General features: G+C 68.5%; 18 protein-coding genes. 17 read left to right on the plus strand and 1 reads right to left on the minus strand.

What is annotated here, in order from left to right; genetic code table 11:
* From L1066_RS09335 to L1066_RS29150, 6 genes are all read left to right on the plus strand, one after another.
* On the plus strand, positions 1–828 hold an 828-nt coding region (locus L1066_RS09335), incomplete at its 5' end, for a DUF6297 family protein (protein ID WP_283095351.1).
* Between the two features lie 40 nt (positions 829–868).
* Complete coding sequence (locus L1066_RS26565) at positions 869–1,117, plus strand: DUF6297 family protein (RefSeq protein ID WP_312007413.1); 249 nt, start codon at positions 869–871, stop codon at positions 1,115–1,117.
* A gap of 20 nt (positions 1,118–1,137) precedes the next feature.
* Complete coding sequence (locus L1066_RS09340; RefSeq protein WP_235736079.1) at positions 1,138–1,290, plus strand: hypothetical protein; 153 nt, start codon at positions 1,138–1,140, stop codon at positions 1,288–1,290.
* Between the two features lie 4 nt (positions 1,291–1,294).
* On the plus strand, positions 1,295–2,059 hold the full coding sequence (locus L1066_RS09345; RefSeq protein WP_235736080.1) for a helical backbone metal receptor: 765 nt from the start codon (positions 1,295–1,297) through the stop codon (positions 2,057–2,059).
* Between the two features lie 30 nt (positions 2,060–2,089).
* Complete coding sequence (locus L1066_RS29145) at positions 2,090–3,640, plus strand: cobalamin-dependent protein (RefSeq protein WP_446499900.1); 1,551 nt, start codon at positions 2,090–2,092, stop codon at positions 3,638–3,640.
* Entirely contained in the window at positions 3,621–5,315 is a 1,695-nt protein-coding gene (locus L1066_RS29150) for a methylmalonyl-CoA mutase family protein (protein WP_446499901.1), read from the plus strand. The genes L1066_RS29145 and L1066_RS29150 overlap by 20 nt, the downstream gene beginning before the upstream one ends.
* A 16-nt stretch (positions 5,316–5,331) precedes the next feature.
* On the opposite strand, the gene L1066_RS09355 is transcribed toward L1066_RS29150, so the two are convergent.
* Positions 5,332–6,879, minus strand: coding sequence for an AMP-binding protein (locus L1066_RS09355; protein ID WP_235736081.1), 1,548 nt, complete (start codon positions 6,877–6,879; stop codon positions 5,332–5,334).
* A 109-nt stretch (positions 6,880–6,988) separates the two neighbouring features.
* On the opposite strand from L1066_RS09355, the gene L1066_RS09360 reads away from it, so the two are divergent.
* The 11 genes from L1066_RS09360 (at position 6,989) to ftsR (ending at position 15,095) form a co-directional block, all read left to right on the plus strand.
* Positions 6,989–8,137 (plus strand): acyl-CoA dehydrogenase family protein, encoded by a 1,149-nt coding sequence (locus L1066_RS09360; RefSeq protein WP_235736082.1) that lies wholly within the window; start codon positions 6,989–6,991, stop codon positions 8,135–8,137.
* Positions 8,138–8,310: 173 nt separating this feature from the next.
* Entirely contained in the window at positions 8,311–9,669 is a 1,359-nt protein-coding gene (locus L1066_RS09365; RefSeq protein ID WP_235736083.1) for a hemolysin family protein, read from the plus strand.
* Entirely contained in the window at positions 9,662–10,711 is a 1,050-nt protein-coding gene (locus L1066_RS09370) for a hemolysin family protein (protein WP_235736084.1), read from the plus strand. Before L1066_RS09365 ends, L1066_RS09370 begins: the two co-directional genes overlap by 8 nt.
* A 58-nt stretch (positions 10,712–10,769) precedes the next feature.
* The gene (gene clsA, locus L1066_RS09375; protein ID WP_235736085.1) at positions 10,770–11,372 is read left to right on the plus strand and encodes a cardiolipin synthase ClsA; all 603 of its coding nucleotides are present in this window, start codon (positions 10,770–10,772) and stop codon (positions 11,370–11,372) included.
* Positions 11,365–11,949, plus strand: a complete 585-nt coding sequence (locus L1066_RS27605) for an alpha-2-macroglobulin family protein (RefSeq protein ID WP_235736086.1) — start codon at positions 11,365–11,367, stop codon at positions 11,947–11,949. Before clsA ends, L1066_RS27605 begins: the two co-directional genes overlap by 8 nt.
* Complete coding sequence (locus L1066_RS09385) at positions 11,865–12,233, plus strand: DUF881 domain-containing protein (RefSeq protein WP_235736087.1); 369 nt, start codon at positions 11,865–11,867, stop codon at positions 12,231–12,233. Before L1066_RS27605 ends, L1066_RS09385 begins: the two co-directional genes overlap by 85 nt.
* Entirely contained in the window at positions 12,230–12,562 is a 333-nt protein-coding gene (locus tag L1066_RS09390) for a small basic family protein (protein ID WP_235736088.1), read from the plus strand. Before L1066_RS09385 ends, L1066_RS09390 begins: the two co-directional genes overlap by 4 nt.
* Complete coding sequence (locus tag L1066_RS09395) at positions 12,555–13,304, plus strand: DUF881 domain-containing protein (RefSeq protein WP_235736089.1); 750 nt, start codon at positions 12,555–12,557, stop codon at positions 13,302–13,304. Before L1066_RS09390 ends, L1066_RS09395 begins: the two co-directional genes overlap by 8 nt.
* A 79-nt stretch (positions 13,305–13,383) precedes the next feature.
* The gene (gcvH, locus tag L1066_RS09400; RefSeq protein ID WP_235736090.1) at positions 13,384–13,770 is read left to right on the plus strand and encodes a glycine cleavage system protein GcvH; all 387 of its coding nucleotides are present in this window, start codon (positions 13,384–13,386) and stop codon (positions 13,768–13,770) included.
* Positions 13,771–13,836: 66 nt separating this feature from the next.
* On the plus strand, positions 13,837–14,352 hold the full coding sequence (locus L1066_RS09405; RefSeq protein WP_235736091.1) for a zinc-ribbon and FHA domain-containing protein: 516 nt from the start codon (positions 13,837–13,839) through the stop codon (positions 14,350–14,352).
* Between the two features lie 5 nt (positions 14,353–14,357).
* The gene (gene ftsR, locus L1066_RS09410) at positions 14,358–15,095 is read left to right on the plus strand and encodes a transcriptional regulator FtsR (RefSeq protein ID WP_235736092.1); all 738 of its coding nucleotides are present in this window, start codon (positions 14,358–14,360) and stop codon (positions 15,093–15,095) included.
* Positions 15,096–15,147 lie beyond the last annotated feature (52 nt).

A 15,147-nucleotide genomic window follows, 5' to 3' on the forward strand; every position in this document is an offset into this window, starting at 1 on the left:
ACGGGTAGCGACTGTGCTTCGGCGCGGGAGCTGCTGCCCTGGCTGGTGGTGGGCGCCACGCTCGCTGCGTTGTGGGCCGTGGCACGGATGCTCGGCCCGATCGCGGTGAGTCCGGGCATCGCGAGCTGGCTGGTGCCGACGCCGGTCGACCGTGGCGAGCTGCTGCGTCGTCGAGTGTGGGGGATGGCGGCCCTCTCGTCCGTCGTGGTCGCTCCCGTCGCGGCTGCAGCGGCGACGTTGGCCGGCTTCGGGGTGCAGTCGTTGCTGCTGCTCACGATCGGATCAGCAGGGTTGGCCGCCTTCGGCACCGGCTCGCTCGTGCATGCCCAGTCGCGGCGCCGGCACCCGGCGTTGCTGCTCGGCCCCCTGTGCCTCCTGGCGGTGGGCGTCGGGCTTGCCGCGATCGCGTCCGAGCACGTCCCCGAGATGAGCGGCTCCTCGAGACTGGACGCGTTCTGGTTGGGCACTGCCGCGCTGCTGTGGCTCGGTCTGCTCGCGGTGTTGCTGCGCGCCTCGTCGCTCGCCGGCCGGCTGCGTCGACGCGACGTGGCCCCCGGCGGTGCCCTCGTGCCCGGACTGGGCGGCGCGCTCGCCTCGCTCGACCTGGCCCTGCTGTTCGACGTGGTCCTGGCGCACGGCAGCCGCGCCGCGGCGTGCTGCGCCCCAGCCGCGGTGGACCCTCCAGGGGTGCTCGCGCTGGTCTGGCGCGACGTCATCCGGCTCCGCCGCCACCCCGGCAAGGTGGCCTTGCTGTTCGGTTCCCTGCTGGTGCCGTACGCCGTCGCCGCGGTCGGTGGGGAGTCGCCACTCTCCTGGTCGAGGTGCTGATCTGCTTCGTGTTCGTCTTACCGATGCTCGTCTCCTGCGCGTGCTCACCCGCTCGCGAGGCATGGTGCGGATCTTCCCGACGGCGCTCGGACCGACCCGCGCCGCGGCCGTCGTCGTGCCCGGCTCGCTGGTGCTCGTGCACGGCCTGCTCAGTGCCCCCGCGCTGCACCGCACCATCGACGGTGCCGGCCTCGCGGTCCTCCAGTTGGGGATCGCCGCCGGGATCGGTGGGCTGGCTGCTGCCGCCCGCTGGGTGACCGGGCGACCCCGGACTACGGCAGGCCGCTGATCTCGAGCCCTGCAGGTGCCGTGCCCACCAACCTCTACGGCAGCGTGCTCCGCGGCTTTGACGTGGCGCTGCTCGCCGCCGTACCCCTGCTGTTGTTCCCTTCCGCCAACGGTGCGACCGTGTCCACTCTGCTGTCCGTGGGCGTCCTCGCCTACCTGTGTGGAAGGAAGTGAGTCCGTGGCGCTCGATGACCTCGGGCACGACGTGCAGCTCCGGGCCGCCCCGCGCCGTGTCGTCTCCCTGGTGCCGTCGCTGACGGAGGCGATCGCGGCGACCGCGCCGGAGATGTTGGTCGGGGCGACCGACTGGTGCACCCATCCCGCTGGCCTGGACGTCGCTCGGGTGCGGGGCACCAAGAACCCCGACCTCCCCGCGATCCGCGCGCTGGCCCCCGACCTCGTGGTCGCCAACCAGGAGGAGAACCGCGAACTCGACGTACGTCGCCTGCGCGAGTCCGGCGTGCCGGTGTGGGTGACCCGCACCGAGTCGGTGGCCGAGGCCCTCGACGCGATGGAGCGGTTGTTCATCGCGGCGCTGCGGGTGGAGGTGCCCGGCTGGCTGGCGCAGGCGCGGGTGCTGTGGTCGACCGCTGCTCCCGAGTGGGGAAGCGTAGCGGTGCCGATCTGGCGCGATCCGTGGATGGTGGTCGGGCGTGACACCTACACCGGTGACCTGCTGCGGCTGCTCGGCTGCCGCAACGTGTTCGCCGACGCCGACGGTCGCTATCCGCATGCGGAGGTCGCCGAGATCGTGGCGGCGAGGCCGGATCTGGTGCTGCTGCCTGACGAGCCCTATGCGTTCACCGCCGACGATGGACCCGAGGCGTTCCCGGGCCTGGAGACCCGTCTGGTGAGTGGTCGACTGCTCACCTGGTACGGCCCCGCACTTGTCGAAGCTCACACTGACTTGGCCAGATTGCTAGGACGTCCTACTATTTACTAGGAAGCCCTACTAATTCCTGGGAGTTCGACCGTGACGCAGCTGCACCGCCCCACCAACCCCGTCCGCTTCGTGACGGCGTCCAGCCTCTTCGACGGCCACGACGCCTCCATCAACATCATGCGGCGGATCCTGCAGAGCCAGGGTGCGGAGGTGATCCACCTCGGGCACAACCGCTCCGTCCAGGAGGTCGTGGAGGCCGCGGTCGAGGAGGACGTGCAGGGCGTCGCGGTCTCGTCCTACCAGGGCGGCCACGTCGAGTACTTCGAGTACCTCGTCGAGTCCCTCAAGGAGCGCGGCGCCGGCCACATCCTGGTCTACGGCGGTGGCGGCGGCGTGATCGTCCCCGAGGAGATCGCCAGGCTCAAGGAGTCCGGTGTCACCATCTTCTCCCCGGAGGACGGCCAGCGTCTCGGCCTCGTCGGCATGATCAACTCGATGATCCGCGCGTGCGACACCGACCTGTGGGCGCAGGGCGCTGCCGAGGTCGACGCCGTCCTCGCCGGTGACCGCTTCGCGGTCGCTCGCGCCGTCACCGGAGCCGAGAACGGCAAGCTTCCCGAGGACTTCCGCGCCACGCTGCTCGAGGCCGCCGCCAGCAGGCAGGTGCCCGTACTGGGCATCACCGGCACCGGTGGCTCGGGCAAGTCGAGCCTCACCGACGAACTGGTGCGGCGCTTCCGTGTCGACCAGGAGGACAAGCTCAAGGTCGCCGTCATCGCAGTGGACCCGACCCGCCGCCGTGGTGGCGGCGCGCTGCTGGGCGACCGCATCCGGATGAACTCCCTCAACGGTGAGGCCACCACCTTCCGTTCCCTGGCCACCCGTGGCGAGCGTGAGGTGCCCGACGGCCTTGGCGACGTGATCGCCGTGATGAAGGCTGCCGGCAACGACCTCGTGATCGTCGAGACGCCCGGCATCGGCCAGGGTGACGCCGGGATCCTGCCCTTCGTCGACCACTCGCTCTATGTGATGACCCCCGAGTTCGGTGCCGCTTCACAGCTCGAGAAGATCGACATGCTCGACTTCGCCGACACGGTGGCGATCAACAAGTTCGAGCGCCGGGGGCCGAGGACGCGTTGCGCGACGTTGCCCGCCAGCTGGTGCGCAACCGCGAGGCCTTCGGCCAGCGTCCGGAGGACATGCCCGTCTACGGCACGTCGGCAGCCACCTTCAACGACGACGGCGTCACTGCTCTCTACCAGCGTCTGCGCGACTCCCTGGTCGAGCGCGGACTGGTCGTCAGCGAGGGCACCCTGCCGCGGGTCGACGTACGCCACTCCTCGGGCATCGCCCAGGTGGTGCCGGGCAACCGGGTCCGCTACCTCGCCGAGATCGCCGACGCCGTTCGCGGCTACCACGCCGAGACGGAGTCGTACGTCGAGGCCGCCCGTCGGGTGCAACGCCTCACCGAGGTGTCGGCCGAGTTGGAGACCGCGGGCGCCGAGTCCGGGGAGTACCGGCCCTGCTGGAACAGGCCAAGCGCGACCTCCCGCTCGATGTCGCCGACCAGATCAATGCCTGGCCCGCTGTCGTCGAGTCCTACTCGGGCGACGAGCAGACCGTGTTGGTCCGCGACCGTGAGATCCACACGCGCCTGACCAAGGAGTCGCTCGCCGGCACGAAGGTGCCGCGGGTGTCGCTGCCCCGCTTCGCCGACCACGGCGAGCTGGTTCGTTTCTGGCGCAAGGAGAACCTGCCGGGCTACTTCCCGTTCACCGCGGGCGTCTTCCCCTTCAAGCGCGACGGTGAGGATCCGGCCCGGATGTTCGCGGGTGAGGGCGACCCGGCTCGCACCAACCGTCGCTTCAAGGTGCTCTCGCAGGACGGAGAGGCCACCCGCCTCTCGACGGCCTTCGACTCCGTGACCCTCTACGGTCGCGACCCCGACCCCCGCCCGGACGTCTACGGCAAGGTCGGAACCTCCGGAGTCTCGGTCGCCACCCTCGACGACATGAAGGAGCTCTACGACGGCTTCGACCTCGTGGCGCCGTCGACCTCCGTCTCGATGACGATCAACGGTCCGGCACCGACGGTGCTCGCCTTCTTCCTCAACACGGTCATCGACCAGCAGGTCGACGCGTTCGTGGCCAAGGAGGGGCGCCAGCCCAACGACGAGGAGCGGGCCCAGTTGGCGGCGTACGCCGTGGCCAACGTGCGCGGCACGGTGCAGGCCGACATCCTCAAGGAGGACCAGGGGCAGAACACCTGCCTGTTCTCCACCGAGTTCTCGCTGCGCTGCATGGCCGACATCCAGGAGTGGTTCATCAGCAACGAGGTCCGCAACTTCTACTCCGTCTCGATCTCGGGCTACCACATTGCCGAGGCCGGCGCGAATCCCATCAGCCAGCTTGCCTTCACCCTCGCCAACGGCTTCACCTATGTCGAGGCCTACCTGGCGCGCGGCATGGACATCAACGACTTCGCGCCCAACCTGTCGTTCTTCTTCTCCAACGGCATGGATCCCGAGTACTCGGTGATCGGACGCGTCGCCCGTCGCATCTGGGCGGTGGCGATGAAGGAGAAGTACGGCGCGAACGAGCGCTCGCAGAAGCTGAAGTACCACGTTCAGACCAGCGGACGCTCCTTGCACGCGCAGGAGATGGACTTCAACGACATCCGGACCACGCTCCAAGCGCTCATCGCCATCTACGACAACGCCAACTCGCTGCACACCAACGCCTACGACGAGGCCGTCACCACCCCGACCGAGGAGTCGGTGCGGCGCGCGCTGGCGATCCAGCTCATCATCAACCGCGAGTGGGGACTGGCGATGAACGAGAACCCGCTGCAGGGGTCCTTCATCATCGACGAGCTCACCGACCTGGTCGAGGCGGCCGTGCTCGCCGAGTTCGACCGCATCAACGAGCGCGGTGGCGTGCTCGGTGCCATGGAGACGGGCTACCAGCGCGGCCGGATCCAGGACGAGTCGATGCTCTACGAGCACCGCAAGCACGACGGTTCGTTGCCGATCATCGGCGTCAACACCTTCCGCAAGCCGGAGTCGGAGGAGGCGCCGCCGACCGTGGAGCTGGCGCGCGCCACCGCATCCGAGAAGGAATCACAGCTGGCTCGGGTGCGTGCCTTCCAGGCCGAGCACCGCGATGAGGCGCAAGCCGCGATCGCCCGGCTCAAGGAAGCGGCCGTCAGCGGCGGCAACGTCTTCGCGGTGCTCATGGACGCTGCCCGCGTCTGCTCGCTGCAGCAGGTGACCGAGGCGTTCTTCGAGGTCGGCGGGCAGTACCGGCGCAACCTGTGACGACCGGTCCCGGGCGTCACGCGGTGTTCGCCAGCTCCTCCATGAGCACGCGACGCAGGACCTTGCCGCTGGGTAGCCGCGGCACCTCGCCCCAGGAGTAGGAGCGAGGCACCTTGAAGCCGGCGATGCGCTCGCGCAGGTGGGCATCGAGTGCAGCCTCCAGCTCAGGGCTGGGGGTGAGTCCGTCGCGGAGCTCGATCACGGCGTGCACTCGGTGTCCCAGGTCAGGATCGGGGACACCGACGACGGCCAGGTCCCGCACGTCAGGGTGCAGGCAGAGCGCGTCCTCCACCTCGCGGGGATAGATGTTGACGCCACCCGACACGATGAGGTCCGTGCGCCGGTCCGAGAGATGGAGATAGCCGTCCTCGTCCAGGTGGCCCAGGTCGCCCAGCGTGCTCCAGCCCTGCGCGTTGAATGCGGCCGCGGTCTTGTCGGGGTCACGGTGGTACTCGAACGGGCGACTGCCGCTGAACCAGACCTGCCCGATCTCGCCCGCGGGCAGCTCCTGGCCGTCCGGACCGCAGACGTGCACCTCACCGAGCACGGCGCGTCCGACCGATCCGGGATGGTCGAGCCACTCCGCGGTGGTCAGGGTGCAGAATCCGTTGACCTCGCTGCCGGCGTAGTACTCGGTCACCACCGGCCCCAGCCAATCGATGATCGCCCGCTTCACGTCCGGTGCACAGGGGGCTGCGGCATGGATGACCTGCTCCAGACTGTCGACGCGGTGGCGGCTGCGGGTCTCCTCGTGAAGCTGGAGCATCCGGACGAACATGGTGGGGACGAACTGGGCGTGGGTGACCTGGTGCTGCTCGATGAGCTGCAGGGCCCGCTCCGCGTCGAAGGTCTCCATCGCCACGACAGTGCCGCCGAGGTGGTTGGCGCCGATCGACCAGGCCAGCGGCGCTGCGTGATAGAGCGGGCCCGTGCTCAGGTAGACCGAGGTGGGGCCGAAGCCGAAGAGGCCGGCCATGAGCTTGTCGATCGGCAGGCCCGATCCGAACGGCTCCCCGGGCAGCTCGGGAACGATGCCCTTCGGTCGGCCGGTGGTCCCCGAGGAATAGAGCATCGGATGGCCCTCCTCCTCGCAGACACGAGGGGTTGCCTCGAAGGCAGCAGCGGCCTCGGCCAGCCGTCGACCGCCGGGCAGCGGGTCGCCGTCACCGGCGAGGAAGTGGTGCTCGACCTGCGTCCCGCTCGCGAGCACCTCCGCGGCCAGCTCCCGCAACCCGGAGGTGTGCACCAGGACCCGGGCGTCGCAGTTGTCGATGATGTAGCGCGACTCCGCAGCGGTGAGGTGCCAGTTGACCGGGGTGTAGAAGAGTCCGCTGCGTTGTGCCGCCCAGGCGACGGGGAAGACCTCGAGTCCGTTCTCCATCAGGAGCGCGACGTGATCACCGCGGCGGAGGCCCAACGAGTCGAAGAGGTGGGCGATGCGCAGCGACTGCTCCTCGAGCTCGCCGAAGGTGAGGGAGCGACCCGATCCGCCCATGACCACCGCGGTTCGAGCCGACTGGTCGGGGGAGAGGGTGCCGAGCAGGGGTGCAGGGGTCTGGTTCAACGAATGCTCCTGGGATGGACTGCGGTGGGTGACACCACGAACTGAATCTGAGAATAGGTTCAGATATGGTGTGGCACAAGTCACGGTCCAGCAACTGAGGAGCCACTCCTTGTCCGATCTCTACGGCACCGAGCACGAGGACTTCCGCACGTCCGTGCGCACCTTCTTCGAGCGGGAGGTCGCGCCGCGGCACGGCGAGTGGGAGGAGGCCGGCCTCGTGCCCCGGGAGGTGTGGCGCAAGGCGGGCGCAGCCGGCCTCCTCTGCTTCGACGTCCCGACGACGTACGGCGGGGCAGGGATCGACGACTTCCGGTTCAACATGGTCCTCACCGAAGTGCAGACGCGGCTCGGGCTCACCGGCCCGGGCTTCACGCTGCACACGGATGTCGTCGTGCCCTATCTCACGGGGTTGGGCAACGACGAGCAGAAACGACGTTGGCTCCCGGGGTGCGTGACCGGCGACCTGATCACCGCCATCGCGATGACCGAGCCGGAGGCGGGCAGTGACCTGCGGGGCATCCGGACCACCGCGAGACCGACCACTGATGAGCACGGCGCGCCTGCCTACCTGCTCAACGGCACCAAGACATTCATCTCCAACGGCGTCAGCGCCGACCTCGTCATCGTGGTCGCGCGAACCGGTGACGCGCGGGGTGACCTCAGCCTGCTCGTCGTGGAGCGCTCCATGCCTGGTTTCGAGGTGGGCCGCCGCCTGGAGAAGGTCGGCCTGTGGGCCCAGGACACCGCCGAACTCTCGTTCAGCGACGTGGTCGTGCCGGCTGCGAACCTCCTCGGGGTGGAGGGGCACGCCTTCGGATACCTGATGCGCAACCTTCGTCAGGAGCGCCTGGCCATCGGTGCGCAGGCGGTGAGTGCGTGTGAATCGTTGTTGGAGATGTGCCTTGCCCACGCCAGGGAGCGAGAGGCGTTCGGGCGTACGCTGGGCAGCTTCCAGCACAACCGGTTCCTCCTCGCGGAGATGGCCACGGAGACCCGCGTGGCCCGTGCGTTCCTCGACGACTGTGCGCGCCGCCACCTGCGCGGCGAGTTGGCTGCCGAAGAGGCAGCGATGGTGAAGTGGTGGCCCACGGAGCTGCAGAACCGCATGGCGGCGCGGGCCCTCCAACTCCACGGCGGAGCGGGCTACATGCGCGACCACCCCGTCGCTCGAGCCTTCCTGGACGGCCGCATCACCACCATCTACGGAGGAACCACCGAGGTGCAGAAGGAGGTCATCGGCCGCGCTCTCGGACTGTGACCACGTGCGGCGCCCGTGCCGGCGGGGACCTCCATCGGCTGGGTCAGTGCTGGGGTGATTCTGTAGTCTGTGCTCGATTCAGGCATACCCGAGCAGTTAGGTGTCATTCGAACCCCCATGGACGGTTCTCAAAGTACGTCGCCCGTTGACTCCGTGATCGGAGGAGGGCGCTGATGACCGAATGGATCCTGCTGGGAGTTGCCGTGCTCCTGGTCCTCGCCTGCGGTGTGTTCGTCGCAGCCGAGTTCGCCTTCGTGACGGTCGACCGGTCAACGGTCGACCGCGCTGCGGCGTCGGGAGACGCGGGCGCTGCAGCCGTGCAGACGGCCTTGCGCAGCCTCTCCACCCAGCTCTCCGGCGCCCAGGTCGGCATCACCGTCACCAACCTCGCCATCGGATATCTGGCCGAACCCGCGATCGCGGGCCTGATCAGGGATCCGCTCGGTTCCCTGGGCGTGCCCGATGCAGCAGTGTCGCCGACCGCCATCACCATCGCCCTGGTGCTCAGCACCGCAGGCACGATGATCTTCGGTGAGCTGGTGCCCAAGAACCTCGCGATCGCGCTGCCGCTGCAGACGGCGAAGGCGACGGCCCGGCCCCAGCGGGCGTTCACCGCCCTCATGAGGGGCCCGATCCGCGTTCTCAACGGTTCCGCCAACTTCCTCGTACGACGCCTCGGCGTGGAGCCGCAGGAGGAGTTGCGCTCCGCACGCAGCAGCACCGAGCTCGCCTCCCTCATCGCCCGGTCCGCCGACCAGGGGACGCTCGACGCCGACACCGCCGTCCTCATGGAGAAGTCGGTGGAGTTCGGCACCCGGACCGCGGCCGAGATCATGACGCCGCGAGTGCGCACCCAGACGTTGGAGACCAATGACCGGGCGGAGGCAGTGCTCGACCTGGCGAGGTCGACAGGACACTCCCGCTTCCCGGTGCTCGACGGTGCCGACGCGGTCGTCGGCACCGTCCACGTGAAGCACGCCGTGGCGCTGCCGGTGCACGAGCGCCCGACCACCAAGATCAAGCACATCATGGTCAAGCCGATCATCGTGCCTGACACGATCCGCCTCGACCCGCTGCTGGCCCTGTTGCGTCGTGACGGCTTCCAGATGGCCGTGGTGCTCGACGAGTACGGCGGCCACGCCGGCATCGTGACCCTTGAGGACGTGGTCGAGGAGATCGTCGGAGACATCGCGGACGAGCACGACCGGCTCGGCGCGCGGGGACGGCAACGGCGCGACGGTTCCTGGTCGCTCTCCGGACTGCTGCGCCCCGACGAGGTCGAGGACCTCGCTGACGTCTCACTTCCCGACAGTGAGCACTACGACACCGTGGCCGGGTTGGTCCTGCAGGAGCTGGGACGTATCCCGATGCCCGGCGACGTGGTGGAGGTGCCGCTGCCCCATCCGTTCGTCGATGGCGACGAAGACCGGCCCCCGCGCCAGGTGGCCGTGTTGAAGGTGGAACGCATGGACGGTCGCCGTATCGATCGGATCAGACTCACGACCCGCGAGGAGGGAACCCACCATGGGTGATCTCACCGCTGTTCTCGTCGCCGTCCTGCTGCTGGCGTTCAACGCGTTCTTCGTGGGTGCGGAGTTCGCGCTCGTCTCGGCCCGTCGTACCCAGATCGAGCCGAAGGCGCAGGCTGGCTCCAAGATGGCGCGCACCACCATCAAGGCGATGGAGAACGTCTCCCTCGTGATGGCCGGTGCCCAGCTCGGCATCACGATCTGTTCCCTCGGTCTCGGTGCCGTCGGTGAACCGGCGGTCGCGCACCTCCTCGAGCCGCTCTTCGAGAGCCTCGACGTGCCGCACAACCTCGTGCACCCGATCTCGTTCGTCATCGCGATGACGATCGTCGTCTTCCTGCACGTGGTCCTCGGCGAGATGGTGCCCAAGAACATCGCCATCGCCGGACCCGACCGGGCTGCGCTGGTGCTCGGCCCACCGATGGTGTGGATCGTCACCCTCCTCAAGCCGCTGATCGTGGGCCTCAACGCGATCGCCAACGTGATCCTCCGAATGCTGCGGGTGGAGCCGCGCGCCGAGGTCACCTCGACCTTCACCCGTGAGGAGGTCGCTGCCCTGGTGGAGGAGTCCCGTGGCGAGGGCATGATCGCGGCCGATGAGTACGACCGGTTGGCTGGCGCCCTCGGATTCACCGAGCGCACGGTCGAGTCGGTGCTGCTGTCGCTCGAATCGTTGACGACGTTGCCGCGGGAGTTCACCGCAGTCCAGGTGGAGGAGTTGTGCGCCAGCACCGGCTTCTCGCGCTTCCCGGTGTGTGACGACGACGGCGAGCCGATCGGCTACCTGCACATCAAGGACGTGTTGGAGACCGACCCTGATCGACGCAATCGGGTCGTCGACGACAAGTGGATCCACCCGTTCGCCAGCGTGCGGCCGCAGGACACCCTGCACGACGCACTCGAGACGTTGCAGCGTCGCGGCGCCCACATGGCCCGGGTCGTCGACGAGGAGGGACGCACCCACGGTCTGGCAACTCTCGAGGACGTGCTGGAGGAGCTGGTCGGCGAGATCCGGGACGCGGCCCACCTGGAGTCGGCGGACTGACCCCGGTTGGGTGCGCCCGGAGCCTGAGTGAGGGCTCCCTTCCTCTAGGGTAGGGGCCGTGCAGGAGGTTGAGCGGACGGTCGATCGTGTCTGGACGGTCCCCAATGCCTTGAGCATGCTCCGCCTGCTCGGGGTGCCGCTCTTCCTGTGGCTCGTGCTCGTCGCGAAGGCAGACGGCTGGGCGCTGGGACTGCTGATGGTCTCCGGCATCACGGACTGGCTCGACGGGTTCTTGGCGCGCAAGCTCAACCAGCGCTCGTCGCTGGGGGAGCTGCTCGATCCGATCGCCGATCGGCTCTACATCCTTGCGGTCGTCGTCGGTCTGGCGATGCGCGACATCATCCCCTGGTGGGTGGCACTGCTCCTGCCGTTGCGCGACGTACTGCTGTGGATGCTGGTGCCGTTCCTGCGCACCCGCGGCTACAGCGCACTGCCCGTGCACTTCCTGGGCAAGGCAGCGACCTTCAACCTGCTCTATGCCTTCCCGTTGCTGCTCCTGGGCGACGGCGATGGCACCTTGGCCACCCTGGCCCAGGTCTTCGGCTGGTCGTTCGCCTTCTGGGGGATCGGGCTCTACTGGTGGGCGGGGTTGCTCTATGCCTGGCAGGTGCGCGTGCTGCTGCGCACCACACCGCGGCCGCGGAAGGAACCCGATGGCTGAGACCCGCACCACCGAACGCAGGTCGCTTCCCGACCATGTCGTCCAGCCGCTGCTCAACCGGATCGCCAACGCAGCGATCGACGAGGACTACGAGCACGTCGCTGCCCGCAAGGCACTCAGCGGACAGGGTGACGCGCCGCCGTCGCGACCGAGGTGGATCGCGCCGCTCGTGCTCGGCATCTTCGGGCTCCTGGTGGTGATCGCCGCGGTCCAGACCTCGCGGGACGCTGCCACCTCGGAGGAGAGCCGTGAGGCCTTGGTCCGCCAGATCGGCACGGCGCGCGATGGCTTGGCCGACAAGCAGGAGCAGCTGGCTGACATCCGTGAGGCCAACGCCACCCTGGCCGAGGAGCTGGCCCAGTTGACCGACCTCGAGCAGGCCGCCACCCGGCGCCTGACCAACCTGAAGGCAGCCAGCGGCTACCTCCCCGTGCGCGGGGAGGGGTGCGGGTGCGGCTGGACAACTCGGCCGACGGCGCGGGCGACGGGGTCGTGCGTGACGAGGACCTTGCGACCCTGGTCTTCGGGTTGTGGGAGGCCGGCGCGGAGGCAGTCTCGATCAATGGCCAGCGACTGACCGCGATCACGGGCATCCGCACCGTCAACCAGGCCATTCACGTCAAGACCAGGCCCTTGGCGCCGCCGTACGTCATCGACGCGATCGGTGACCGCAACACGTTGCAGGCCGACTTCGCGGAGTCCTCCGCAGGGGCGACCTTCCTCAGCCTGCGCAACACCTTCGGCTTCCAGTTCGAAATCAGCAGTGAATCCTCACTCAACCTGCCCGGACGCGGCCAGCCCTACCTGCGGCAGGCCACCCTCCATGTCAGGCTTCCGGACGACAAGGGAGTGACACAGTGATCGCCATCATCGGCCTGTTGGCAGGCATCGTCTTGGGACTGGTGCTGCAACCCGATGTGCCCGCGTCCCTCGACTACTACCTGCCGATCGCAGTGGTCGCGGCCCTCGACGCGGTGTTCGGTGGCCTCAGGGCCCACCTCGACGGGATCTTCGACGACAAGGTCTTCGTGGTCTCGTTCGTCAGCAACGTCGTCATCGCGGCCGCCATCGTGTGGCTCGGCGACAAGCTCGGTGCCGGGGGGCAGCTGAGTACCGCGGTGATCGTGGTGCTCGGCATCCGGATCTTCTCCAACGTGGCAGCGATCAGGCGGCACGTCTTCCATGCCTGACTCCGACGACGACACCACCCGAGCGCCCTCGCGCAGCCGATTGCGCAGGGCCCTCCTTGCCAAGCCCACTCGAGCCAACATCGTGTTGGCGGTGGCATTGGCGTGCGTGGGTTTCGCGGCGATGATCCAGGTGCAGTCCAACGAACGTGACGACGACTACGGCAGCCTGCGGCAGGCCGATCTGGTGCGTGTCCTCGACGGTCTCTCCGGCAGCACCCAGCGCGTCGAACGGGAGATCGAGCGGCTGCGTGAGACGCGCGAGCAGCTGCGTGACAGCACGTCGCAACGTCAAGCTGCGCTCGACCAGGCCCGCCAGGACGCGGAGGTCTACGGCATCCTGGCCGGCACCCTCGGCGCCCAGGGGCCAGGGATCAGGATCACCATCGACGACACCAACGGCGAGGTGCGCGCCAGTCTGCTGCTCGACACCATCCAGGAGCTGCGGGCCGCAGGGGCGGAGGCGATCGAGTTCAACGACTCCGTTCGCTTCGTCGCCCAGAGCTCGGTGTCGGAGACCGCTCAGGGCATCTCGGTCGACGGCGAGAACCTGACCAACCCCTACGTGATCGACGTGATCGGTGAGCCGCGAACGTTGTCGGAGGCGCTGGTCTTCCCCGACGGCCCCACCGAACGGGTGGAGCGGGTCGGGGGCACCCTGCGCGTCGAGGAGTCGGACGAGGTGGTGGTCGAGAGCGTGGTCGGCACACCGGAGCAGAACTTCGCCAGTCCCGACGACGAGTAGCCCTCGCCACGGGGCACGGGCTGGTTGAGTAGGGTGCACCTCGGTCCGTCGGGGCCGACACCAACGAGGAGGAGTCAGAGTGTTTCCTGAGGAGCTTTCCTACACCGCAGAGCACGAGTGGGTCCGCGAGGCGGGCGAGGCGCCGGGTTCGGTTCGGGTCGGCATCACCGACTACGCGCAGGATGCTCTCGGCGATATCGTCTACGTCTCCCTGCCCGAGGCCGGCCGTACCGTGGCCGCTGGGGAAGCCGTCGGCGAGCTGGAGTCGACGAAGTCGGTGAGCGACGTCTACGTCCCGATCGCCGGTGAGATCGTCGCGCTGAACACCGCGCTCGAGGCCACGCCCGAGCTCGTCAACTCCGATCCGTACGGCGCCGGCTGGCTCTTCGAGATCGTTCCTGCGGACCGTGGTGAGCTCGCCGGCCTGATGAGTGCTGATTCCTACCGGGCGTCCGTGGACGGCTGATAGGTTTGCAGGGTCAACCTTGACCATGCGTTGAGGGTTAAACGCTTTACACGGGAGAGTGCGCCGATGCCGTTTTGCACAAGCTGCGGGAACCGGAATCCTGACGACGCCAGGTTCTGCTCCCAGTGCGGACAGCGCCTCGTCCAGCCCGAGCCGACCGAGCCCGCCGTGGAGTCCACGGCGACGATCACCTTCGGTGCCCCGGAGAAGGCCGAGGGCGACGAGCGCTCGCTCTCGGCAGCCGAGTCCGAGGTGGTCGAGGAGCTCCCGTCGGGGCACGCCCTCCTGGTCGTGCAACGGGGCCCCAGCGCGGGTGCTCGTTTCCTGCTCGACGTCGACGTGGTCACGGCCGGTCGCCACCCCGACAGCGAGATCTTCCTCGATGACGTGACGGTGTCGCGTCGCCACGCCGAGTTCCGCCGTACCGGCTTGACCTTCACGGTCTCCGACGTGGGCAGCCTCAACGGCACCTACGTCAACCGCGACCGGATCGACGAGGTGACGCTCGCCGACGGTGACGAGGTGCAGATCGGCAAGTTCCGGTTGGTCTTCTTCAACGGTCACCCGGGGCAGGGCAGCTGACGCCGATGGTGCCTGCCTCCGCAGACCCCCAGGGCCGCTCCGCCAACCGGCGGATGAACATCGGTGAGGTCCTCGCGACACTTCGCGAGGACTTCCCGGGCATCTCCATCTCCAAGATCCGTTTCCTGGAGGCGGAGGGGCTGATCGACCCCGAGCGCACGTCGGCCGGCTACCGGAAGTTCACGCCGGCCGATGTGGAGCGGCTGCGCTACATCCTGCGGATGCAGCGTGACCACTACCTGCCGCTCAAGGTGATCGGCGAGCACCTCGACGCCATCGATCGAGGCTTGGAGCCGCCGGCGATCGAACCCGTCGGACCCGTGGTGCCGAAGGTGGCGTTGGCCGATGACGGATTCCCGTCGGCCGACTCCTTCCGGCAGCGTTCCGACCTGCGGCTCTCCCGCAAGGAGCTGGTCAAGGTCGCAGGCATCGATGACGAGCTGCTCACCCAGCTGGAGACCTACGGCCTGGTCCGCCCTGACCGCAAGGGAGAGTACGACGCCGACGACCTCGTCATCGCCCGCACGGCCGAGGAGCTTGCTGGGTTCGGCCTCGAGCCGCGCCACCTCCGTGTCTTCCGGACGGCTGCCGATCGTGAGGTCGGGCTCGTGGAGCAGGCGGTTGCGCCGGTGCGCAACGGGCGCGATCCCGCAGCGCGGGCGCGAGCCGAGGAGCAGGCCGCCTCGATCGCCGCACTGACGGTGAAGCTCCACGCGATGCTCGTGAAGTCGGCGTTGGGCTGAGTGCGGACCACGTTGGCGGCAGTGCCGGGCGGTCCGTCATCCAGCACTGAAC

The organism is Nocardioides alcanivorans (assembly GCF_021555175.1).
GTDB lineage: Bacteria > Actinomycetota > Actinomycetes > Propionibacteriales > Nocardioidaceae > Nocardioides > Nocardioides alcanivorans.